Genomic DNA, 21,907 nt, shown 5'->3' with positions numbered 1-21,907 from the left:
CAAGGAAGGAACCCCATGGCACGAAACATACCCTCGATGATCTCCCTCGAAGACGCGCGCGCCCTCGCCTGCGCGCATGTGCGCAGGCTCGACTCCGAGCAGGTCGATCTGCTCGATGCCGTCGGACGCGTCGCAGCCGAGCGGATCGCAAGCGATATCGACGTCAGCCCGTTCGCGCATGCCGCGATGGACGGCTTCGCCATGCGCCGGGAAGACGTGGCCTCGGCATGCGCCGAAGCGCCCGTCGAGCTCGACGTGATCGCCGACATCCCGGCCGGCGCCACCTACGAAGGCCCCATCGCGCACGGCCAGTGCGTGCGCATCATGACCGGCGCGGCCCTTCCCGGGGATGCGGATGCCGTGGTCAAGTATGAAATCGTGGACACCGTCGAAGGCGACGGCAAGACAGGCAGCCGCGTGCGCTTCACGCACGCCCCCAAGCTGCGCGACAATATCCGCGAAGCCGGCGAAGAGGCACGTGCGGGCGAGACGGTCATCGAGGCCGGCGAAGTCATCTCCGCGGCGGGCGTCGGCTTCCTCGCCGGATGCGGGGCGCTTCGGATCGCCGTGCACCGCCGTCCGCGCGTCGCGATCATCCCTATCGGCAGCGAGCTCGTGGAACCGCCCGCCGTCCCCGAACCGGGCCGCATCCGCAACTCCAACGGTTACGCCATAGCCGCCTGCGTGCGCGAGGCCGGCGGCATCGCCGACATGCAGCCCATCATGCCCGACGACTTCGATGCGCTCGCCGATGCCATCGAGGCGCTGTCCGCCACGCACGACTTCGTGATCACGACCGGCGGGGCCTCGAACGGCGACTACGACTTCATCAAGCCCGTCGTCGAAAAGCTCGGCGACCTCCTCATGACCACCGTGAACATGCGTCCGGGAAAGGCTCAGACCTTCGGCCTGGTGAACGGCACGCCGGTATTCGGCCTGCCCGGCAATCCGGCCGCGGCGTACATGGGCTTCCAGCTCATCATCCGTCCGGCGCTGCGCACGATGCAGGGATACGCCGCGCTCGAGCATCCGCACGTGTTCGCCGCCATCGCATCCGATCGGAAGAAGAAGGATCCGCGTCGCATCTTCCTGCGCGCGACCCTCACGCGCACGCCCGACGGCGCGCGTGTCGTGACGCCCGCGAAGAACCAGAGCTCCGGGCTTTTCGGCGTCATTCAGAAATCCAACTGCGTCGCCGTCATGCCCGAAGGAACGGATCCCATCCATGCCGGCGACCTGGTTGAATGCATCCTACTCGATGTCCCCGAGGAGGTCGCGCTGTAACATATCCGTACCTGCGGCCCCGCAGCGCAGGATTCCGCGTGATCGATCGAGACGCGATTCCGCGACGCGGAGCTCTACGCAGAACCGACGGGCACCCTGATTCCGCACCGCGGGGCCTCGTCAGTCGAGACGAAGGTCGCCCGAACCCGCTCCGCCCTCGAAACCGGCCTGCCCTTCCGAACCCGACTTGAAAGGAACTCCCTTGACCGAACGATCCGCCGCAACCGGACTGGGCCGCGAAAGCCGCCCCGTCCACGACCATCGCCATCACGAAGAACCGAACCCCGTATTCGCGATTCTGACCTGCTCGGACACGCGCTCCAAAAAGGAAGACAGCGCCGGTGCGGCGCTCGAGGAGCTCATAGCCGAACGCGGATGGACCTGCGTCGAGCGCGTCGTCGTCGTTGACGACCGTGCGGCCATCTCCGCCCAGATCGCGCGACTCGCCGATATGGATGGAATCGACATCGTTTTGACCTGCGGAGGAAGCGGCCTCTCGCCGCGCGACGTAACCCCCGAGGCCACGCTCGACGTCTGCGACCGCACGGTTCCCGGCATCGCCGAAGGCATGCGCGCCTGCAGCATGGCCGTCACGCCGCGCGCCATGCTCTCGCGCGCCGTCTGCGCCCAGCGCGGCTCGACGCTCGTCATCAACCTCCCCGGCAGCGAGAAGGCCGCGCGCGAGAATTGGGACGCCGTCGCCTCCGTGCTTCCCCATGCTGTCTCGATGATGGCGGGCGGAAAGCATCCTGAGAACGAAGCCGCGCCTCGGGTCTAGCCCCTCAGCCACAGACCCGTCTTGCCGCCGTCCTTCTTGAGCAGACGGACATCCATGATCTCCATGCCGCGGTCGACGGCCTTGCACATGTCGTAGACCGTCAGGCATGCGACGCTCGCCGCGGTGAGCGCTTCCATCTCGATGCCGGTCTTGCCCATGACGCCGCAGGTCGTCGTCACATGGATGCCGACGCGTCCGTCCTCGCGCTCGCCCGGACCCACCGGAAGGCATTCGACCTTGGCTTTCGTGATCATGAGCGGATGGCACATCGGGATGAGCTCGCTCGTCTTCTTCGCAGCCATCACGCCCGCGACGCGCGCGCATGCGAGCACATCGCCCTTCGCCGCCGAGCCGCTCGTGATCATCTCCAACGTTTCCGCGTGCATGGCGATGAACCCCTCGGCAACCGCGACGCGCTTCGTGTCGTCCTTCTCCGATACGTCGACCATGCGCACATCGCCCTTCTCGTCGATGTGCGTAAGCTTCTGATCGGCCATATGCCCTCCCTTTCGCTTCGTGCGCCGTTCGGAGACATGCATGCACGTGCTCAAACAGTCCTGGGCTCGCACGAACGTGCCAGCGGCACGTTCGGCTCGTGCGGAACTGCGCGCGTTGCATGCATGTCTCCGAACGGCTCCGTATCGTCAGTCGTTCTGCATCCCTTATCCGCCGATCTGCGACATCGTGCGTTCGGTGCCGACGCGATCGTGATGATCGTCGGGCTTCATGCCCAGCGCGTTCAGGAACACGCGCCGGATGTCGTCGTCGGTCCCTTCGCGCACGGCCGCGCGCATATCGAACTCCACGTCGCTGAACAGGCAGGGACGGATCTTGCCGTCGGCCGTCATGCGCAGGCGGTTGCACGTGCTGCAGAAATGCTTCGACAGCGGCGAGATGACGCCCACGGTGCCGAGTGCGCCCGGAAACTCATAGTAACGCGCCGGACCCCAGCCCGTAGGCGCATGGGCGCAGGCCGCAACCAGCTCTTCCACGCCTTCCTTGCGCGCGCGGGCGTTGATGAGTCCTATGACCTCCTCGCTCGGAACCACGTCGTCCCGGCCCCAGCCCGTGCCGTCCGACCCGGCGCTTTCCCCCACCGGCATGTATTCGATGAAGCGCATGTGCAGCGGGCGGTCGAAGGACATCCGTGCGAAGCCGTACAGATCCTGATCCAGGCTGCGCACGACGACCGAATTGATCTTCACCGGATCGAGCCCCGCTACAAGGGCCGCATCGATTCCCTCGAGCACGTCTTCCACGTTGCCGCGCCTCGTGATCGTGCGGAATTGCACCGGGTCGAGCGTATCGAGCGAGATGTTCACGCGGGAAAGACCCGCGCGCGCGAGATCGTCCGCCATGAGCGGCAGCAACGCGCCGTTCGTCGTGAGCGCGATGCTTTCGATGCCTTCGGTCTTCTTCATGGCCGCGATCAGGTCGACGACGCCCTTGCGAACCAAAGGCTCGCCGCCTGTCAAACGGACATGGGATATGCCCATGCCGGCCGCGACGCTTACGATGCGCTCGATTTCCTCGAGCCTCAAGATGGCGTCATGCCCCAGCGAGCACACGCCTTCTTCGGGCATGCAGTAGATGCACCGGAAATTGCATCGATCCGTCAGCGATATCCGCAGGTAATCGATGACTCTGCCATGAGAGTCGATCATGTGCGCCCCCAACCCGCCGCCATCATCGCGTGACGACGTATACGAACTCTTCAGGTATTTCTATCAGCAGCTCGTCGCCCTTGCAAGGCACATCGGCCTCGCATGTCGCCAATTTGTCCACCTTCCACTGGAGATGGGTCTGGGCGAACCGCTCGCTCTCGTCCGCCGCACCTGATGAGATCGGTGCACCGTCCAGGAACGAGACCATGACCGTACGTTCGAAGCGCGAATCGCTCGCACGGTCCACGCGTACGCGGAAGACATTGCGCCCCTCGTGCCGCGCGCGTCGGATGCGGAATGCGCGGACGCCGAAAAATCGCACGTCATCAGGTACGTTCTGCGCGCAGCGGACCGTCACGCCGAACGAGGGGAGGAACACTTCGTGATCGCCTGCCTTTTGCGCCTCGGTCGTGTTCTTGCACCCCGAAAGGCGAATGGTCGCAAGAGTCTGCGGGTCGCTCACGATATCGCGCTTCGGAGCGATTTCGCGGATATGCCCTTCCTCTACCACCGCGATGCGGTCGCAGAAGCGGAACGCCTCGTCGATATCGTGGCTCACATACAGGATGCTTCCCTCGAAAGATTCGAAGAGAGCAAGAAGATCCTGTTCGAGCTCGCTTTTCAGATGCGCGTCGAGCGCGGAGAACGGCTCGTCGAGCATCAGGATGCCCGGCTGCGCCGCGATCATGCGCGCGAGGGCCACACGCTGCTGCTGGCCGCCCGACAGGCGGTAAGGAAAGCGCTTCTCGAGCCCCTCGAGCGAAAACCGTCTGATCTGCCGCGCAACTGCGGCGGCGCGGTCGGCTTCGCCCGCGTCGCGGCCGATGCCCGCCGCGATGTTGTCGGCCACCGTCAAGTGCGGGAACAGCTGGAAGCTCTGGAAGAGCAGCGCCGTCTTGCGCTTCTGCGGCGACAGGTCGATCCCTGCCGCGGAATCGAAGTAGGTCGTGCCGTTCACTTCGATGATGCCCTCGTCAGGCTCCTCGACGCCGGCGATGCAGCGCAGCGTCATGGACTTGCCGCAGCCGCTCGCGCCGAGGAATCCGAGCGTCTCCGACTCGACCTCGAAGGCGACCTCGAGGTCGAACGAAGCGAGCTTCTTGCGGATATCGATCCTAAGACTCACGTCCCGCCCCTTTCCGACGGTACGTCTGCGTATGCGACGAATAGACATTGATGATGAGAATGACCAGGAACGATATCAGGATCACGACGATGACCCAGAAAATCGCGACGTCGTTTCTGCCCGCCATCCAGTCATAGTAGATCGCGATCGGGATGGTCTGCGTGATGCCGACGTAGTTGCCGGCGAAGAAGAGCGTCGCGCCGAACTCGCCCATCGCGCGCGCGAATGCGAGCACGGTTCCTGCCGCAATGGAGGGCCAGGCCAAAGGCAGCATAAGGCGCAGGAAGATCTTCCCCTCGCCCCATCCGAGCGTTCGGGCCGCGTCCAGCATGTCGCCGTCCAGGTTCTCGAACGCGCCGCGCGCGGTGCGATACATCAGGGGGAAACCGACGACGATGCACGCGATGACGGCGGCCGGCCAGGTGAAGACCAGATCGATGCCGTGCGCGATGAACCAGCGGCCCACTGCAGTCGACGTGCCGAAGAAGAGCATGAGCAGAAAGCCGCAGACCGTCGGCGGAAGCACCATGGGAATCGTGAATACCGTGTCGAAGATGCCCTTGAAACGGTCGGATACGCGCAGCGTCGCCCATGCGGCGAGCAGGCCTAGGAAGAAGATCACGATGACGGCCACGCCGGTCGTCTTAAGGGAAACCCAGAGCGGCGACCAGTCCAGATCGGCAAGAAATTGCTTGAGCGCGGCGAAGCCTTCGGCCTTCTGGGTCACGGCCACGTCGTTCGCATCGGTCAGGAACCCCGATTCCGCATACACGGCACCGGCGCTGCCATCCTGGGACCCCTCGAGGGTGCACGTCGCGTAGAAGCGCCCCTCCTCGCCTTCCACGGCGAAGCGATACGTGTAGTCGCCTGCGGACACGGACTCGCTCGACGTGAAGTAGAAGCATCGGTCCGCACCGGCGAGCGTGGGACCGCCTTTCGATGCCGCGTCGTCGAGCGCACGCAGCGTGACGAGGAATTCTTCCTGGAATACCGGATCGTTCACGTCGATGCCTAGATCGGATGCGACGTTTGCGGGAATGTAGACGATCGCGGACGTATCGGTCGCGATGACGGAGAACGCGTCGGAACCGGCCATCGCATAGCGATACCCGAGGTAACGCCCATCGATATCGCGGTTCGTCCCCTTGTTCTGCCGCGAGAACGACGCTATGCCTTCGCGTGCGACGCTCATCACCGCTGCATCGGCCTCGGCGGAAACCGTGACCTGGCTGTCCCGTTCGAGGTTAGCCGCCGACGGACTCAGAGGGGCGCCCGACGCATCGCGCGGGGCGGCGGCGTCCGATGCCGGCGCCGCGCTCGCGTCCTCGTCCGCATAGGCATGCGTCGGCACGCAGAGAAAGCCTGCCGCGAGGACCGACGCAAGCACGATCAGGATGGAGACGAAAAGGGACGTGAGGATGCGCGGCCGCCCTACGCCGCATACGGCGTCGCGGCATGGCGAGACCGCCGGGCATCGCTTCGGCCCGGCTTCGATCCCTCTCCGCATGCGCGTCATAGTACCCCCTTGAGAATAATCGGCCTTCATCTTAACGGACATAAGGCCTTCCCTGCTTGAAAAGAACGATTCGACCCATATTCCGGAAGGCAGGCTGCGCGCGATATGCTCCCGCGCATGAAAAGAGCCCCGCTCCGCGAAGGAGGCAGGGCTCGATCGAATCGGCATGCGCCGGCCGCAGGGCAGCCTACGCGGCCGCCAGCTCGAAGCCGTACTTCTGGAAGACGGCCTGAGCGTCCGGATCGGTCATGCAGAAGTTCAGGAAATCCTGCGCGACCTGCGCGTTGGCAGAGTCTGACGTCACGGCTCCCGGATAGACGATGGCCTTGTGCATATCGGCCGGAACGGTGTAGATGGCTTTGATCCCGTCATAACGGTAGATATCGGAGGAGTACACGAAACCGAGCTGCACGTTGCCCGAGCTCACGTATTCAGCCACGTCGCCGACCTTCTGCGCACCGGCGTTCACCTTGTCGGCGACCGATGCGTCCCACTCGTAGGACACCGTGCCGTCATCCGCCTGAGAAGACGTCGCCAAACCGGCGGAGACGAGGGACTGCAGCGCGTACTTGCCGGCCGGAACCGCATTGGGCTCGCCGATGGCGAAGGAATCGACGGCATCGGTTCCGAGGTCCGCCAAATCGGCGACCTTGAGGTCGCTGTTCGTGGCGGCGGCGAGGACCAGATCGTTATTGAACATGTTCAGGCGCGTGGACGCGTCGATGGAGCCGTTCTTGTCCGCCTTGTCCATGGAGCTCGTCGATGCCGCGATGAAGATATCGGCATGGGCCTGCGTCTGGCCGTCGGTGCCGGCGAGCTTGCTCACGAGCGTGCCCGAGGCTTCGAACTGAGTATCCGCGAAGGAAACCTCAGGATGCGCCTTGGTGTAAAGCTCCTGAACTTCCGGCAGGGCCTTCTGCAGCGAATTGGCTGCGAAGACATGCAGCTCGACGGGATCGGCCTTCGCAGCCATGTCCGCCGCCGAACCCTCGTCTGACGAGGACATCTGATCGCCATCGTTCGATGATGAACACCCGACAAGCACGAACGATGCGATGAGCGCGCCTGCGAACGCTCCTGCGAGCAACGCCTTCCATTTCTTCATGGCATACCCCTTTGCTTCCCTTCCTGCATGGCACGGCCGCATCGGCCGCGTGACGGTAATAATATTCTCATGCATGAATATTATCAATCAAGAATATTCTTCCGGCTTCACAGGCGGCCATACGGACGCGCCCGCGTCCCGCATTCCAGACAGCCGTGCGGTCGCGCTCTCGTCCGACACGGCCGACGCCGCATGCTCTATACTTATCCATTATTGGAGAATACCGGTTCAGCGTCCGCGCGACGACCTGATGCGCACGGTCGCAAAGGAGGGCCTTTCCATGAACGAACTTTCGAATCTCAAGCCGGTCATCAGGCTCAGCATCGGCACCGAAGCCGAACCGCTGGCATTCGGCCAGGGCGTTGCCGCCCTCTGTCGCGGCGTCAGGGAATCCGGCTCGCTCAATAAAGCCGCCAAATCGATGGGCATGGCATACAGCAAGGCGTGGCGCATCATGAAATCAGCCGAAACGAACCTCGGCTTCGACCTGCTTTTCCGTGCCGGAGCCCATGGCTCGACGCTCACGCGCGAAGGCGAGAACCTCCTCGCGGCCTATGACGGCCTGCTCGAGCAGACCCGAGATTTCGCACGGAAGGCCCTGGAAGAAACCGTTCGGGACTAGCTCCGATCGCAAGGCCGGATCTCGGCTTCCGGCCTTGCGGATTCCGATCTCCATACCGAGCCTTGGCCTCCGGCTCTAGCCCCTGTCCCCATCGCCCAAGATGGACGATTCGATATGCGCGAGCTCGTCCGGCGTGTTCACATTGATGAAGCAGCCGCCGTCCGGCGCGGCCGCACGCGTTTCCTCGCGGCTGTAGAACCGCGCGTCGAGACGGTCGAACACATCCACCATGCGCACGCTTCCATGCTCGACGAGCTCGCGCGTCGCATCGAGGCATGCATCCTTTCGATAGACGGCATGGAACGGCTCGAGCCCGAAACGCGTCACGGGAACCACCGCATCCTTGCGTTCGGCATGAAGCGTCGCCGCCTCGGCGATGATGAGCGACGGCGATGCGTAGACCATGTCGCACGCCACCAAGGCGACGAGCGGCGTTCGCGCCGCAGCGATAGCCGTGCAGAATCCGCGCAGCGCGCCGCGTTCCTTATAGACGTCGCTCGCGAGGCGGAGCGGCCGTCCGAAATCGATATCATGCAGGAACGCGAGCCGGTCGGGTTCGTTCGTCGTCACGACGATCTCGTCCGCAGCAGGCGCGATGCGATGGAGGATGCGCGTGATCATGGGTTCGCCCAAAAAGCCTACAAGCGCCTTGCTCTGCCCCATGCGGCGCGATTCGCCGCCCGCCTGCACCACCACGGTGAGCTTCGGACGGGCATACACGTTCTCGAGGTACGTCGCGATGGCGTCGATATCCTCGAACCCGAACGACGGAATGCCGTGCGCCGCCGAGACCGCCGAGACGTCAGGCATGTCGGTGACGACGGCTTGGGGCGCGACGCCGCCGATCGTCGCATCGATGCAGAACTCGCGGGCCGCCGCGACGTCCCGATCGCTCGCGGCGCGGAACAGCTCGATGACGTCCAGGCCGCTCTTGCGGTAGCCCTCCACGATGATCAGATCGTGATCGGGCATGCACTTGACGATCTCGGAGCATTCGAGATCGCGATCGAGGCTGGTCACGCGTGCGATCTTACCTGAGGACACGATGACGGAGTCCACGGATCCGGCGGCGCGATGCCGAAACGAATCCTTGCCGGGAATGTCGATGTCGAAATCGGGGTGCCCATGATGCTTGATCGTGCCGATGTTCAGCCCGCGCGAGACGAGTTCGGCGATGACCTTCTCGAGCAGCGTCGTCTTGCCTGAATTATGCCGTCCGACGAACGAAACCGCCGGTGACGGCCGATGCAGCTCCCGCATGAATCCCCCTTTGGATATGCCGAACGCAGCGCGCATCCGAATGCGTCGACGCGACGCGGGCGCTGGATGCCACGCATGCAGGGAATCGCATCATACTCGAAGAATCCGTGCCTGCGAAGCGCGGCCTACGAAGCAGGGGGCTCCATGCCCGCCCCGTCGGCGGGTGCGCCGTCCTCCAACGCGAGGATGTCGAGCGCGCGCGCGTATCCGCCCGTCCCGTAGTTCAGCGCCTTGGATACGCGGGCGATGGTCGTGGCCGATGCCCCCGTCTCCTGAGCGATGGTGGTGTAAGGGCGCCCGTCCGCAAGCAGGCGCGCGACGGAAAGGCGCTGGGAGGTTTCCTTGATTTCCCTGATGGTCAGCAAATCTTCCAGAAGCGCGTAGACCTGGTCCGGATCATCAAGCGTGACAAGGACCTTGAGCAGGGATTCAACCTCGGGGGTGCGCAAATCGCTCATCTTCGTCCTTCGCATGCGTCGAATGGATGTCGATGCGCTATTGTACTCCACTTCGCTAAAGCGCGAAAGCGCCGGTGCGAAACGCTACAGTTTCCCACCGCCCATCGCCGCGATGGCGATCGTGGGAATGCCGAGCGCAAGCACGAGGATCACGCACACGACGATCGTGAAGATCTTCCTGGTCCGTTCGGTGGCTTCCTTCTTGGCCTGCGCCGCCTCGGCGCGCCGCTGGGCGGCCTCCACCTTGGCCGCGCGCTGCTTTGCCGTGAGTTTCTGGTTTGACACGATTAACCCTTCAGCCTCGTACGAATCTTCGCGCATCGACGCGCCGCGTCGATGACGTTGGCACCGCCTGCCCACCGTTTCCTCAGGTCGAACAGCGGCATGCCGCCGACCATCGTGTAGATGACGTCGGACGCCGACGCGCCGGTGACCACTGCCGTGACCGGATCGACGAGCGGCGTCTGACGGGACGCGGAAAGGTCCACGACGATCAGGTCGGCACGCTTTCCCTCGTCAAGACTGCCGATCTCGTCTTCCATGCGGAGCGCGCGCGCACCGCCGATCGTGGCGAGCTCGAGCATCGTTTGAGCGCTCAGGAAGCTTTCGCGATCGACCGCGCGATGGATGAGCATGCCCAAGCGCATCTCGATGAACATATCGGCCGTGTCGGTGGCTGCAGGCGAATCGGTGCCGAGCCCGACGCGCAGGCCGGAGCTCAGGAAGTCCTGCAGCGGCGCAAGGCCCATGCCCAGCTGGGCGTTGCAGCGCGTGCTGACGGCGACCGCCACGTCGTACTGCTTGAGCTTCTTGACGTCGTCCTCGTCCACATGCACGCAGTGGACGGCCAAAACGTTGGTCGGGCTGGAGAAGGCATCCCAGTTCAGTGCATAGTTCACCGGCGTCACGCCTGTCGGAAGCCAGGTCGGGCGATCGGTCAGCGTGTCTTCGCCGCGCGTGATGCCGCGCACGGAAAGCGGCGTGGAGCCGTACTTGATGTACTTGTATTCCTCGTAACTGCCGGCGATATGCATGGCGATGGGCAGGTTCTCCCGAGCGGCGAGCTCGTTCACCTTGCGGAAGAGCGTCGGATGGCAGGCATGGAGCGCCTTGGGGGCGATGCCGACGGCGATGCGGTCGGCATCGACGCCGCCCCTCCAACGATTCACGTTGACAAGGGCTTCGTCCAAAGCGATGTCCACCGCGTTCTTGTCGGTGGCGCCGACGCTGCGATAGACGTGCGCGCGCAGGCCCAGGTCGTGCAGCGCTTCGCATGACGCGCCGGAACTCGTGAACTCGGCGAGCGTGGTGACGCCTCCGGCGATCATCTCGAGACAGCCGAGGTATGCGGAATCGTAGCGCTCGTCGCGCGTCATCTGGTCGGCCTTCTTATGCTCGATGGCGAGCCACTCGGCATACGGGACGTCGTGCACGATCCCGCGCAGCGCCGTGTATTCGAGATGGGTGTGGAGGTCGACGAGGCCGGGCATGATGACCGCCTGACCGAAGTCGCGCACTTCTTCGGATGGATGGCGGCTTTTCAGCCGCTGGGCACTGCCGATTTCGACAATGCGGCCGTCCACGACGAGAACGGCGCCATCTTCGATGGGCTCCGCCGTGACCGGGATGATGTGTTGGGCGCAGAGTAACATGTGGATATGATAGCGCATCAGGACATGGGCTATACTTTGCGGCTGGGCCAATGGCTCCCATCCGAGCATCTTTTTTCGCCCTCGAAACAATCCCGATGAACAGGCATGCGCATGACCGAAGAATCGCACAGCATCGACACGGCGACCGGCGCCGAAGCGCCCGCCGAGCTTTCCCAAGAACGCGTGCGGCGCATCTTCGGAGCCATCGCGCGGCAGTACCGGCGCTTCAACGCGTTTTCGAGCTTCGGACTGTACCGGTCATGGATGCGCCGTACCGTCGACGCGGCCGGCCTGACGCCCGCTTCCCGCATGATCGACCTGGCAGGCGGCACAGGCGATATATCGTTCGCGGCCGCGCGCCGCAATCCTCCGGCCCATATCCAGCTTACCGACTACACCGCCGAGATGCTCGAAGTCGCCCAAGAACGCTTCGAGGCGGGCGAAAGCATGGGCGTGCCCATGGATTTCGAAGTCGTGGACGCGCAGGACATCCCCTATTCCGACGAGAGCTTCGATGCGGCCACGATGGCCTACGGCATCCGCAACATGCCCGACCGCATGCGCGCGCTGCGCGAGGTCAACCGCATTCTCAAACCCGGCGCGACGTTCGCCTGCCTCGAATTCTCGACGCCGCCGAACCCCGTTTGGCGGGCGCTCTACCACGTATACCTGAAGGTGATGATCCCCTTCTGGGGGCAGCTGTTCACGCACGAACGCGCGGACTTCGTCTATCTTGCGCAATCCATCAGGGCGTTTCCCGATCAGGCAACGTATGCCCAGATGATGCGCGACGCCGGGTTCAAAGATGTGCGCTGGAAAAACTACGCTGGAGGCATCGTCGCCGTACATACGGGACGGAAATAGGCCCCGCAGACGGAACAGCGTGTTCGCGCCTCGTCCGAACGCCGGCCGTTCGCAGGAAGAAAGAAGCGGCTCCGAAGCCGCTTCCTAATAGATCCGTAAGCCCCGCGCCCGTTATTCGGTTCGCCCGGATTCCTCCTCGTCGAGCGCGACCCGGCAGGCCTCGAGCGTCGTGCGGTAGTCCTCCTGGAAGGCATCGGTCTCGCGCACGAGCGCGTCGCGTTCCTCGTCGGGAAGAATGCGGGCTTCGGCCGCCTCGATGCCGTCGAAGCCGCCTTCCGCAAGACGATCCTCCTCGGCCTGCCGCGCCGATGCGACGGCGCCGTTCTTGATGCCGATCTGATTCCCGAAGCGTAACGTGGCGTAGCGTTCGCGCTCCTCGGCTTCCGCGTCGCCCGCGGCGATCGCGGCCTCAAGCGCCTTCGAATGCTCCTCGAACAGCCCCCGTACATAGGCGAGCTCGCGTTCCTGCCCCTCGCGGTACCGCATCGCCTCGCACGCGCGGCGCGCCGCCGCATCGGCAAGGAGCCGTCGGCCCTTCTCCTCCATCGAGGGAAGCAGATCGACGAGCTCCTTCATGCGGTCGAAAAGCGCATCGACGGATTCCTCGTCCGCCACATCGCCGGTATAGGTGCTGGCGCCGGCCTTCATCGGCATCACCTCATGCATCGCGCGGGGAACGGCCCTTTCCGGGGAAGCCGTCCCTTCGTTCTCGTCTGCACGGCGCGCAGTGCGCCTTTCGTCCCAAGATTCGCGCGGATCCCGCCGGATTCGCGCGGATCCTCTAGGCCTTCACCTTGTCGTACACGCCGGCGAGCTGCTCGCCGAGGCACTTGCCTTCCACAAGGCAACGGCCATGGCTGTTGCCTTGGACGTTGATCGGATAGTCGTAGGCGTAGATGTCGCCCGCGCAGTTGCCGATCGCATAGAGTCCCTGGATCGGTTTGTTGTCAGAGGTAAGGACCTCGAAGTTGTCGGAGATATGGATGCCGCCGCACACGCCCAGCAAGCCCGGAGCGACCTTGCATGCATAGAAGGGGCCCTGCTTGATCGGGAAGAGGAAGTGCGATTCCTTGAAGAAGTCGGTATCGGCGCCCGCCTCGCAGATCTCGTTGTAACGGTCGATGGTCTTCTTCGCCTCGGCCTGATCGACGTCGAGCTGCTTGAGGAGCTCTTCGATGGTGTCGGCCTTCTTGTAGTTGTCGGGGGTATCGGTCACGCCCTTCTCGACCGTCGCCGCATTGGCGGCAGAGGCATCCGCATAAGTGGAACCGACTGGGCGGAAGGAATCCCAGAACATGCCGCCGCCGTATTCCAGCGAGGCGGTGTTGTCGTCCTCGAAGTTGGCGTCGAAGATCGACCACGCATGGTCGTGGCCGCCGTTGACCATGATGCCCACGCATTTGCCCTGGACCCAGGTGGCTTCGTTCATGAAGCGCTTGCCGTCGGGATTCACGAACAGGAAGGGGCCATGATAGAACGCGGCGGCCTGGGGATGCATCATCGTCGGCCAGGGCGCCGCCTGGAAGGAGCCTCCCACCCAGGCAGCCATGTTATGGCCGTCGCCGACATTGCCCTTGTCGGCGCACAGGCGCGCCATGACCTTCTTGGCGATGGGGGCGAACTCGTCGAGATACTCGTCGTTATACGAAACGTCGCCCGTCGCGAGCACGACGCCTTTCGTGGCGTTGTACTGGACGTATCCGTCCTTGGCCTTGCAGACGGCTCCCGTGACCTTGCCGGAGGCATCCTGCACGAGCTGGACCGCAGGCGACTCGTAGACGAATTCAACGTTGCCCGTGGCCTTCGCCTCGGCTTCGAACATATACTCGACGAAGTCGGCGACGGTGTGCTGTTCGAACAGGGGGCCGCCGGACACCATGTGGTAGCAGTCGATCTCGGGATGGACGATAGAGCGGGATCCTACGGTGACCATGCAGGTGGCGCCGTTCTTCTCGGCCAGGTCGAGCAGCCAGTTCATGCAACGCTCGGATTCGCGGAACCACTTGGCCACAAGGGATTCACGGCAGCGGTTGCCGCAGGTGGACACCCAGCGCTCCATTTCGACGGGAAGATCGAAGGAGATGCCGAGCTCGTCGAGCGCGCGCGAACCGACCGCACCCGTGCCGCCGACGCCGTGGCCGTTCAGGACCGCATCCTTCTCGACGAGAATGACCTTGGCGCCGTTCTCTCCGGCGGACAGGGCGCAGCAGGTGCCCGAATAGCCGCCGCCGATGACGAGCACCTCGGTGTCGACGTCCTTGACGATGTCGGTGATCGGATCGGGAGCCTGCTCCCACGTATGCTTCTTATCGGACGATTTGGCAGGCGAAGGAGACTCCTCGCCTTCCTCGGCCGTCTTGGGCGCGCAGCCGCCGAGGCCCGCGCCCGCCGCGGCGATACCTGCCATGGCGGCGCCCGCGAGGAAATTGCGGCGCGACATTCCCTTGATCTCGTTCATTTCTTTCCCTCCAATGATCGACGCGCCGCTCGCAGGGAGCGACGGGCGCATGCCGCTTGGACATGGCGATCCGCAAGCATACTATCAACCGCCGAACGCCACAAGCACGCATGCCGCATGCGCGTCTGTCGAGAGCTTCGGCATCGCCCCGCATCCGAAAAACCGCCTTGCCCGACCCCGCCGATCGACGGCGGGATCGGTCGCGCCTAGTGGCGGAAATGGCGGCGGCCGGTGAAGACCATCGCGATGCCGAGCTCGTCGCACGCTTGGATGCATTCATCATCCCTGATGGAACCGCCGGGCTGGATGATGGCCGTCACGCCGTAGCCGGCGAGCATGTCGATGTTGTCGCGGAACGGGAAGAAGGCATCCGACGCGGCGACCAGGCTTTCGGGCGCAACCCCAATGCGCGCGCATGCCTCATGCGCGCGTTCGCACGCGAGCTTCGCGGAATCGACGCGGTTGGGCTGCCCCGGCCCCATGCCGATGCCCGCATGGTCCTTCGCGACCAGGATGGCGTTCGATTTCACACCCTTGACGACCTTCCACGCGAACAGCAGGTCGTCCATCTCCTTGGCGGTCGGCATGCGTTTCGTCGGCACGGCGAAGGAATCGGCGGCTTCGGACACGACGTCGGCATCTTGAACGAGCACGCCGCCGTCGACGGTGCGGAATTCCATCTCCTGCCCGAGCGCATCCACGCCGCCGGTCGCAAGCACGCGCAGGTTCTTCTTCTGCTGGAGCAGCTCGAGCGCCGCAGGTTCGTAATCGGGCGCGATCAGCACCTCGACGAAGAGCTTATGGGCGTTGACGGCTTCGACCATGGCGAGCGAGACCGTCTTGTTGGCCGCGACGATACCGCCGTACGCGCTCTTGGTATCGCACGCGAACGCACGCTCGAAGGCTTCGGCGACGGTGGCGCCGTCGGCCGATCCGCAGGGATTCTGATGCTTGAGGATCACGACGGCCGGATCGTCGAATTCGCGCACGATGGTCCAGCAGGCGTCCGTGTCGAGGATATTGTTGTAGCTGAGCGGCTTGCCGTTGAGCTGCCGCGCATTGACCAGCGCGTGCGGCGTCGCCGTCATGCGGCGGTAGAAGGCCGCGGACTGATGGGGATTTTCGCCGTAGCGCAGGTCCTGCTGCTTGACCAGGTCGATAGACAGGCGCTCGGGAAATTCACCGGCACCTTCGACCTGGCCCGCAAGCCAGCCGGCGATGGCGCCGTCGTAGGCGTTCGTCGTCTGGAACACGTGCAGCGCGAGACGGGCGCGCGTCTCGCGCGTGGTGGCGCCGCCGTGCGCGCGCATCTCGTCGAGGATGGCGCCGTAGCTTTCGGGGTCGATGACCACGGCGACGCTCTCGAAGTTCTTCGCGGCGGAGCGCAACATGCTCGGACCGCCGATATCGATGTTCTCGATGCAGGCGGCGGCATCGGCGCCGGAGGCGACGGTCTTCTCGAACGCATACAGGTTCACGACGACCATGTCGATCATGCCGATGCCATGCTCCGCGGCCTGGGCCATGTGCGCGGGATTGGAGCGCTTGGCCAGAAGGCCGCCGTGCACCTTCGGATGCAGGGTTTTCACGCGACCGTCCATCATCTCGGGAAAGCCCGTCACGTCGTCGATCGGACGCACGGGCACGCCGCCCTCCTCGAGGACGCGCGCGGTGCCGCCCGTCGATACGATTTCAGCCCCGAACTCGTCATGCAGCGCGCGGGCGAAGTCCACGACGCCGGTCTTGTCCGTCACCGAGATGAGAACCCGCTTCACGCAAGGATCGTTCATGCCGTCACCTTCCCAGACTCTGTTCATGCCGCGCACGCGCCTGCGCGTCGTACCGCTGCCTATACCGTACGTCCACGAGCTCGGCCACGATGGCGATAGCCAGCTCGGCAGGCGATTTCGCTCCGAATTTCAACCCGATCGGACGCTTGACGGCCGCCCATTGCCCCTCGGTCATGCCCGATGCGATGCAGAGGTCGTGGATGCGTTCGTTCTTGCCTTTGCACCCCATCATGCCGACGTAGCGCATGCCCTGGGCCGATGCCCAGACGCAGGACTCGTGGTCGTGCATATGGCCGCGTGTGAGCACGCAGGCGTAATCGGCCGACGAGCCCTTCAAATCGCCCAGCTCGGAGAAATCGCCGATGAGATGGCGTTTCGCGGACGGGAAGCGCTCCTCGTTCACGTAGGCCGGGTCGTCGTCGACGACTTCGACCGCGAAACCGACGTGATGCGCCAGACGCGCGACCTCCGAGGCCGCGTCGCTCGCGCCGAGCAGCCAGACGCGAACCGGGTCGAAGAGAGGAACGGAGACCCAGGTCAATCCATTGAATTGATCGTTATGCATGGAAGGCCCGCGCGTGACGTCCTTCATCTGGAAGGCGTCGCGGGCCGAATACGGGCGCGACGCGACGATCTCCTTCGCATCGCTTACGAAGAAGGCCAGATCGGACCCATCGGCGCTCCCCACCTCGCCGTATTTCTTGGTGACCTGGTTATCCACGTTCGCTTGGGCGGCCTCGGCGTCGAACACGACCTTGAACCCGATCCAGGCGAGCTCGCCTTCGTCGATCGCGCGCACGGCACGTTCGAACGTCGGGATGTCCACGCGTCCGAGGCCTTCCGCGATGCGCGTCGCGACATCGGGCGTGATATGCGGGTTGTCCGAGACGCACGCGTCCAGGCAGGGAAAATCCTCGGGGAGCAGATCGGGCGTGACGCCATGCCCCACGTCATCGATGATCTCAAGCAGAGCGGACCTACGCAACGTGCACCTTCCTATCCTCCCCCACGCTCACGCGGCCGCTGGCGATGAGCGCAAGCGTTTCGGGGTAGAGCTCGTGTTCCACGGCATGGATCTTCGCCTCGAGCGCATCGACCGTGTCGCCTTCCGCGACGACGACCGCACGCTGCGCGATGATCGGGCCCTTATCGTATTCGGCGTTGGCGAAATGCACGGTGACGCCCGTCACCTTCACGCCGGCGTCGAAGGCGTCCTGGATGGCGTGCGCGCCCTTGAAGGCGGGAAGCAGCGCCGGATGCAGGTTGACCACGCGGTCGGGAAACGCATCCAGGATGGCATCGGTCACCTTGCGCATGTAGCCGGCCATGACCACGTAGTCGCAGCCGGCACGCTGCAGCGCCTCCACGATGCGCGCGTCGGCTGCGCGCGGATCGGCGTACGTCTCGCGCGAGAGCACCAGCGTTTCGATGCCGGCGGCGCGGGCGCGTTCGATGCCGTAGACGTCAGGCCGGCTCGAAACGACGATCGGAACCTGGGCGTCGAGCGTGCCGGCCGCGATCGCGTCGATGACGGCCTGGAGGTTGGTGCCGCTCCCTGAGATCAGAACCCCGAAGCGAACCATGGCCTACTCCTCGTCCAGATAGCGTACGACGCCGGCGCCGGAAACGACGGATCCGATGCGAACGGGGGCCTCGCCGGCTTCGGCAAGCGCAGCCTCGACGGCTTCCACCCGGTCGGACGCGACGATGAGCGCCATGCCGATGCCCATGTTGAACGTCTTGAACGCCTCGGCACGCGTAAGGCCCGCCTCGGCCACCGCGAGCGCCGTGACGGCGGGTACGGCCCACGCATCGCGATCGACCAGGGCGTCGAGGTCGGACGGAAGGGCGCGATCGAGGTTCTCGGTCATGCCGCCGCCGGTGATATGCGCAAGCGCGTGAACGGCGCCCGGCAGACCGCGCAGAAGCGACAGGACGGGCTTCACGTAGATGCGCGTCGGCGCCATCAGGGCTTCGCCGAGCGTGCGGCCGCCCAGGTCTTCGCGCGCGACATTCAAGCCGGCTGCGTCGCGCCCCTCGATGAGCACCTTGCGGACCAGGGAATATCCGTTGGAATGAAAGCCGCTCGATGCAAGGCCGACGATGACGTCGCCCGCCTTCACGCGTTCAGGACCGATCATGCGCGGACGGTCGACGACGCCTACCGTGAAGCCGGAAAGATCGTAGTCGTCCGGATCCATGACGCCGGGGTGTTCGGCCATCTCGCCGCCGATGAGGGCGCAGCCCGCCTGGCGGCAACCGTCGGCGATCCCGCCCACGATCTGGGCGATATGCGCGCGCTCGATCTTGCCCGAAGCGATGTAGTCGAGAAAGAACAGGGGTTCGGCGCCGCAGGCCAGGATATCGTTCACGCACATGGCGACCAGATCGATGCCGACCGTGCCATGCGTGCCCAGAAGCTGCGCCACCTTGAGCTTCGTTCCCACGCCGTCGGTGCCGGACACGAGGACGGGATCTTCCATGCCCTTGAACGCGGCGGCGGAGAACATGCCTCCGAATCCGCCGATATCGCCGATGACCTCGGGCCGATAGGTGGAATGCACGGCGTCCTTGATGGCGTCGACCGCAGCCGCGCCCTCTACGATATCGACGCCGGCGTCGGCGTACGTGACTTGCGACATGCGCGATCACTGCTCCTTCGCGAGAAACGAGGTCTTTTTCAGATAGTCCGGCAATTCGACCACGTAGCGGCCGGTGAAGCATGCTTCACAGAACGTGCGGTGCTCGGATCGGACCGACGCGCGCAGGCCCTCGACCGAAATGAACGCGAGCGAATCGCAGCCGATGAATTCACGCATCTGCTCGTTGGACATCGTGGCTGCCATCAGCTCGTCCTGCGACGGCGTGTCGATGCCGTAGAAGCACGGCCACGTGACCTCGGGCGCCGAGATACGCAGATGCACCTCGGTGGCGCCGGCGGCGCGCAGCATGCTGACAAGCTGCTTGGACGTGTTGCCGCGCACGATGCTGTCGTCGACGACGACCAGGCGCTTGCCGGCAATGACCGACGGCAGCGGATTGAGCTTGATGCGGATGCCCATCTGCCGCATTTCCTGGGTGGGCTGGATGAACGTGCGTCCGACGTAGCGGTTTTTGACGATGCCGTCCGCGAACGGGACGCCGCTTTCCTCGGCATAGCCCAGGGCCGCGGGAACGCCCGAGTCGGGCACGCCCATGACCAGGTCCGCATCAACGGCCGATTCCCGTGCGAGCTCGCGGCCCATGGAGCGGCGCGATTCGTAGACGCTCTGGCCGTCGATCGTGGAATCGGGCCGGGCGAAGTAGACGTATTCGAAGATGCAGCCGCGATGCTCGCCGGCGGGAAGCCCATGCGACGAGGACAGGCCGTCTTCGCCGATGCGCAGGATCTCGCCGGGCTCGACGTCGCGCACGAACCGTGCGCCGACGATATCGAGGCCGCAGGTCTCGGACGAGACGACCCAGCCGCGCCCGTCGGGCAGCTCGCCCAGGCAAAGCGGTCGGATGCCGTTCGGGTCGCGGAACGCATAGAGCGCATGGGGCGATGCGAGCACCATGGTGTAGGCGCCGCGGATGGCTTCCATCGTCGCCTTGATCCCCTCGCGCAGATGATGCGTCTGCCGCGTGAAATGCCCGATGGCCTGGCAGGCGATCTCGCTGTCGGTGGATGAGCGGAACTGGACGCCCTCGGAGACGAGGAACGCCTTGAGGGCGCGCGTGTCGACGAGGGTGCCGTTGTGCGCGAGCGCGACGAGCTCGTCGTCGATCGCGGAGATGTGCGGCTGGGAAGAGGCCCACGGATTCGCATTGTTGCTGGTGGAATACCGGCAATGGCCGACTGCGAGGTTGCCCTTGAGCGCAGAGAGCACGCCTTCGTCGAAAACCTGCGTGACCAGGCCGAGATCCTTGGTGACCGTGACCGTGTCGCCGTCGCCCACGGCGATGCCCGCGGATTCCTGGCCGCGGTGCTGCAGGGCCTGCAGACCGAAGCAGGTCAGACGCGCCACGTCGTCGGTCTGGGAATACACGCCGAAGACCGCGCACTCCTCCTGCGGGCGGTCAGGCGCTTCGCCTGGAAAAATCGATGTTGCCATGGCATCTTCCCCTTTTTGCACCGGCCGACGAGAGCGACATCGGGCCGGGAAACCGAACGGCCCCGGCCGCCCGGGCCGGAGCCGCGCTCCGCTCCGTTACTGCGCCGCGACGTCCGCCTCCACGTCTTCCGCCACGTTGTCGACCGATTCGGTACCCCCTGCATCGGACGGTTCCTGCGCGTTCGCGGGCGCCGCCGCATCCACGACGCCGCCGTAGAGGATCACGCGCGTGCCGTCGTTATGCACCGCGCACGACACCAGCGCGAACGACTTGGAGATGCCGGAAAGGTCCACATCGCCAGGCAGGGACACGAGGGATTCCGAAACGCGGTCGTTCAGATAGGCCTGGAATTCGTCGGCCGAGGAGAACGTCGGCTGGATGAGCTCCACCTTGGTCTCGTCCACGCGGTCGAGGGCGAAGGTCGAGCATCGGTAGTTCTTGGTGGGGGTGAGCACATAGAACGTGCGCGACCCATCGAAGAGCTTCGTGTCGTTCACCATCTTCTCGAGCAGCGAGAACATCGTGCCGTCATGCATATTGTGACCATAGAAGAAGCTCAGGTCGTCGGACATATCGCGAGAGTTGACGCCGGAGAGGAATATGGAGCCTTTCTTGACGATGGCGCCTTCGCCTCCATCGAAGTTCTTCCAGAGGTATTCATCGTCGTCGGCACCTTTGACGATCGGGTAGTTGATTTCGGTGCCGGGCATATAGACCCAGGCCACGACATCCTTGTTGACCGACTTGAGGTAATCCCAGTCGATCGTGATATTCGCCAGGTCAGACGTTTCCTCGCTGATGACGGCGTGGCTGGCGACGTCGTCGTACATCTTCGTGCTGCTGTGATAGCCGTACCAGATGACGCCGAGCACGACGATCGACGCGATGAACACCGCGGCTGCGACCACGATGACGAACGAAAGGAAGTGGTCGCCCCGGCGGTTGCGGCGGTTCACGGCGGCCTGCTGGCCGTAGCGCGCCCGGGCATACTGGGATGCCTCGGGAGATGCGGCGGCGTACGCGCGCGCCGATTGCGGGCGCGCGGAAGGCATGCCGAACTTCGCAGGCTCGTATCCCCTGCTCCTCCGTCCGTGCGTGCGGCTTTCCTGATGCGAATGGGTTCTCTTGATCTCTTTCATAGCGTCATGATAACGAAAAAAGGACGGGGATGCGCCCGAAGCGGCATCTCCGTCCAAAACGCTCCTGCAAGCGCGTCTGACATATCAGGCCTAGTG

The 21,907-nt window shown here is 64.5% G+C and carries 21 protein-coding genes; 4 read left to right on the top strand and 17 right to left on the bottom strand.

Annotation, left to right across the window (positions count from 1 at the left end; translation table 11 throughout):
- The first annotated feature begins 15 nt into the window (after positions 1 to 15).
- Positions 16 to 1,284, top strand: coding sequence for a gephyrin-like molybdotransferase Glp (gene glp / locus HMPREF1155_RS03535; protein ID WP_009077370.1), 1,269 nt, complete (start codon positions 16 to 18; stop codon positions 1,282 to 1,284).
- Positions 1,285 to 1,486: 202 nt separating this feature from the next.
- Positions 1,487 to 2,062 carry a molybdenum cofactor biosynthesis protein B gene (locus tag HMPREF1155_RS03530; protein ID WP_009077132.1) on the top strand — a complete coding sequence of 192 codons (576 nt, stop codon included), beginning with the start codon at positions 1,487 to 1,489 and terminating at the stop codon, positions 2,060 to 2,062.
- Here the strand turns inward: HMPREF1155_RS03530 and moaC are convergent.
- The 5 genes from moaC to modA all read right to left on the bottom strand — a co-directional run bounded on the left by moaC (position 2,059) and on the right by modA (position 7,473).
- A complete protein-coding gene (moaC, locus tag HMPREF1155_RS03525; RefSeq protein ID WP_009077280.1) occupies positions 2,059 to 2,559 on the bottom strand; it encodes a cyclic pyranopterin monophosphate synthase MoaC in 501 nt (166 codons plus the stop codon). The two genes, HMPREF1155_RS03530 and moaC, sit on opposite strands and share 4 nt — an antisense overlap.
- Before the next feature lie 165 nt (positions 2,560 to 2,724).
- Positions 2,725 to 3,726, bottom strand: a complete 1,002-nt coding sequence (gene moaA, locus HMPREF1155_RS03520; RefSeq protein ID WP_009077436.1) for a GTP 3',8-cyclase MoaA — start codon at positions 3,724 to 3,726, stop codon at positions 2,725 to 2,727.
- Between the two features lie 22 nt (positions 3,727 to 3,748).
- A complete protein-coding gene (locus HMPREF1155_RS03515) occupies positions 3,749 to 4,852 on the bottom strand; it encodes a sulfate/molybdate ABC transporter ATP-binding protein (protein WP_006362236.1) in 1,104 nt (367 codons plus the stop codon).
- Positions 4,842 to 6,410: a molybdate ABC transporter permease subunit gene (modB, locus tag HMPREF1155_RS03510; protein ID WP_039993274.1), complete on the bottom strand. Its 1,569-nt coding sequence runs from the start codon at positions 6,408 to 6,410 to the stop codon at positions 4,842 to 4,844. The genes HMPREF1155_RS03515 and modB overlap by 11 nt, the downstream gene beginning before the upstream one ends.
- A gap of 145 nt (positions 6,411 to 6,555) precedes the next feature.
- Positions 6,556 to 7,473, bottom strand: a complete 918-nt coding sequence (gene modA / locus HMPREF1155_RS03505) for a molybdate ABC transporter substrate-binding protein (RefSeq protein ID WP_009077168.1) — start codon at positions 7,471 to 7,473, stop codon at positions 6,556 to 6,558.
- A 280-nt stretch (positions 7,474 to 7,753) separates the two neighbouring features.
- Between modA and HMPREF1155_RS09105 the strand changes: the two genes are divergently transcribed.
- Positions 7,754 to 8,095, top strand: coding sequence for a winged helix-turn-helix domain-containing protein (locus HMPREF1155_RS09105; RefSeq protein ID WP_039993319.1), 342 nt, complete (start codon positions 7,754 to 7,756; stop codon positions 8,093 to 8,095).
- Positions 8,096 to 8,170: 75 nt separating this feature from the next.
- Here the strand turns inward: HMPREF1155_RS09105 and mobB are convergent, their stop codons facing one another.
- The 4 genes from mobB to HMPREF1155_RS03480 all read right to left on the bottom strand — a co-directional run bounded on the left by mobB (position 8,171) and on the right by HMPREF1155_RS03480 (position 11,465).
- Positions 8,171 to 9,355, bottom strand: coding sequence for a molybdopterin-guanine dinucleotide biosynthesis protein B (mobB, locus tag HMPREF1155_RS03495; RefSeq protein ID WP_238319087.1), 1,185 nt, complete (start codon positions 9,353 to 9,355; stop codon positions 8,171 to 8,173).
- Positions 9,356 to 9,480: 125 nt separating this feature from the next.
- Positions 9,481 to 9,813: a YerC/YecD family TrpR-related protein gene (locus HMPREF1155_RS03490; protein WP_009077112.1), complete on the bottom strand. Its 333-nt coding sequence runs from the start codon at positions 9,811 to 9,813 to the stop codon at positions 9,481 to 9,483.
- 84 nt (positions 9,814 to 9,897) lie between these two features.
- A complete protein-coding gene (locus HMPREF1155_RS03485) occupies positions 9,898 to 10,134 on the bottom strand; it encodes a CASC3 protein CASC3 (RefSeq protein ID WP_202898197.1) in 237 nt (78 codons plus the stop codon).
- Positions 10,101 to 11,465: an amidohydrolase family protein gene (locus HMPREF1155_RS03480; protein ID WP_039993316.1), complete on the bottom strand. Its 1,365-nt coding sequence runs from the start codon at positions 11,463 to 11,465 to the stop codon at positions 10,101 to 10,103. Before HMPREF1155_RS03480 ends, HMPREF1155_RS03485 begins: the two co-directional genes overlap by 34 nt.
- A gap of 111 nt (positions 11,466 to 11,576) precedes the next feature.
- On the opposite strand from HMPREF1155_RS03480, the gene HMPREF1155_RS03475 reads away from it, so the two are divergent.
- Positions 11,577 to 12,329: a class I SAM-dependent methyltransferase gene (locus tag HMPREF1155_RS03475; RefSeq protein WP_039993315.1), complete on the top strand. Its 753-nt coding sequence runs from the start codon at positions 11,577 to 11,579 to the stop codon at positions 12,327 to 12,329.
- Between the two features lie 111 nt (positions 12,330 to 12,440).
- Here the strand turns inward: HMPREF1155_RS03475 and HMPREF1155_RS03470 are convergent, their stop codons facing one another.
- From HMPREF1155_RS03470 to HMPREF1155_RS03435, 8 genes are all read right to left on the bottom strand, one after another.
- The gene (locus tag HMPREF1155_RS03470) at positions 12,441 to 12,977 is read right to left on the bottom strand and encodes a DNA repair protein Rad50 (RefSeq protein ID WP_238319085.1); all 537 of its coding nucleotides are present in this window, start codon (positions 12,975 to 12,977) and stop codon (positions 12,441 to 12,443) included.
- A 133-nt stretch (positions 12,978 to 13,110) separates the two neighbouring features.
- A complete protein-coding gene (locus tag HMPREF1155_RS03465; protein ID WP_238319083.1) occupies positions 13,111 to 14,787 on the bottom strand; it encodes an FAD-dependent oxidoreductase in 1,677 nt (558 codons plus the stop codon).
- Positions 14,788 to 14,993: 206 nt separating this feature from the next.
- Entirely contained in the window at positions 14,994 to 16,577 is a 1,584-nt protein-coding gene (gene purH / locus HMPREF1155_RS03460) for a bifunctional phosphoribosylaminoimidazolecarboxamide formyltransferase/IMP cyclohydrolase (protein ID WP_009077418.1), read from the bottom strand.
- A 4-nt stretch (positions 16,578 to 16,581) separates the two neighbouring features.
- A complete protein-coding gene (locus HMPREF1155_RS03455; RefSeq protein WP_009077275.1) occupies positions 16,582 to 17,562 on the bottom strand; it encodes an XdhC family protein in 981 nt (326 codons plus the stop codon).
- Positions 17,555 to 18,160: a phosphoribosylglycinamide formyltransferase gene (gene purN / locus HMPREF1155_RS03450; RefSeq protein WP_009077182.1), complete on the bottom strand. Its 606-nt coding sequence runs from the start codon at positions 18,158 to 18,160 to the stop codon at positions 17,555 to 17,557. The genes HMPREF1155_RS03455 and purN overlap by 8 nt, the downstream gene beginning before the upstream one ends.
- Positions 18,161 to 18,163: 3 nt before the next feature.
- A complete protein-coding gene (purM, locus tag HMPREF1155_RS03445) occupies positions 18,164 to 19,219 on the bottom strand; it encodes a phosphoribosylformylglycinamidine cyclo-ligase (protein ID WP_009077213.1) in 1,056 nt (351 codons plus the stop codon).
- A 6-nt stretch (positions 19,220 to 19,225) separates the two neighbouring features.
- Positions 19,226 to 20,671: an amidophosphoribosyltransferase gene (purF, locus tag HMPREF1155_RS03440; protein WP_009077138.1), complete on the bottom strand. Its 1,446-nt coding sequence runs from the start codon at positions 20,669 to 20,671 to the stop codon at positions 19,226 to 19,228.
- A gap of 96 nt (positions 20,672 to 20,767) precedes the next feature.
- Positions 20,768 to 21,811: a class B sortase gene (locus tag HMPREF1155_RS03435; RefSeq protein ID WP_050999260.1), complete on the bottom strand. Its 1,044-nt coding sequence runs from the start codon at positions 21,809 to 21,811 to the stop codon at positions 20,768 to 20,770.
- Positions 21,812 to 21,907 lie beyond the last annotated feature (96 nt).

This window comes from Slackia sp. CM382 (assembly GCF_000293015.1).
GTDB classification, from domain to species: Bacteria; Actinomycetota; Coriobacteriia; order Coriobacteriales; family Eggerthellaceae; genus Slackia; species Slackia exigua.
This window is presented reverse-complemented; position numbering and strand designations above follow the sequence as displayed.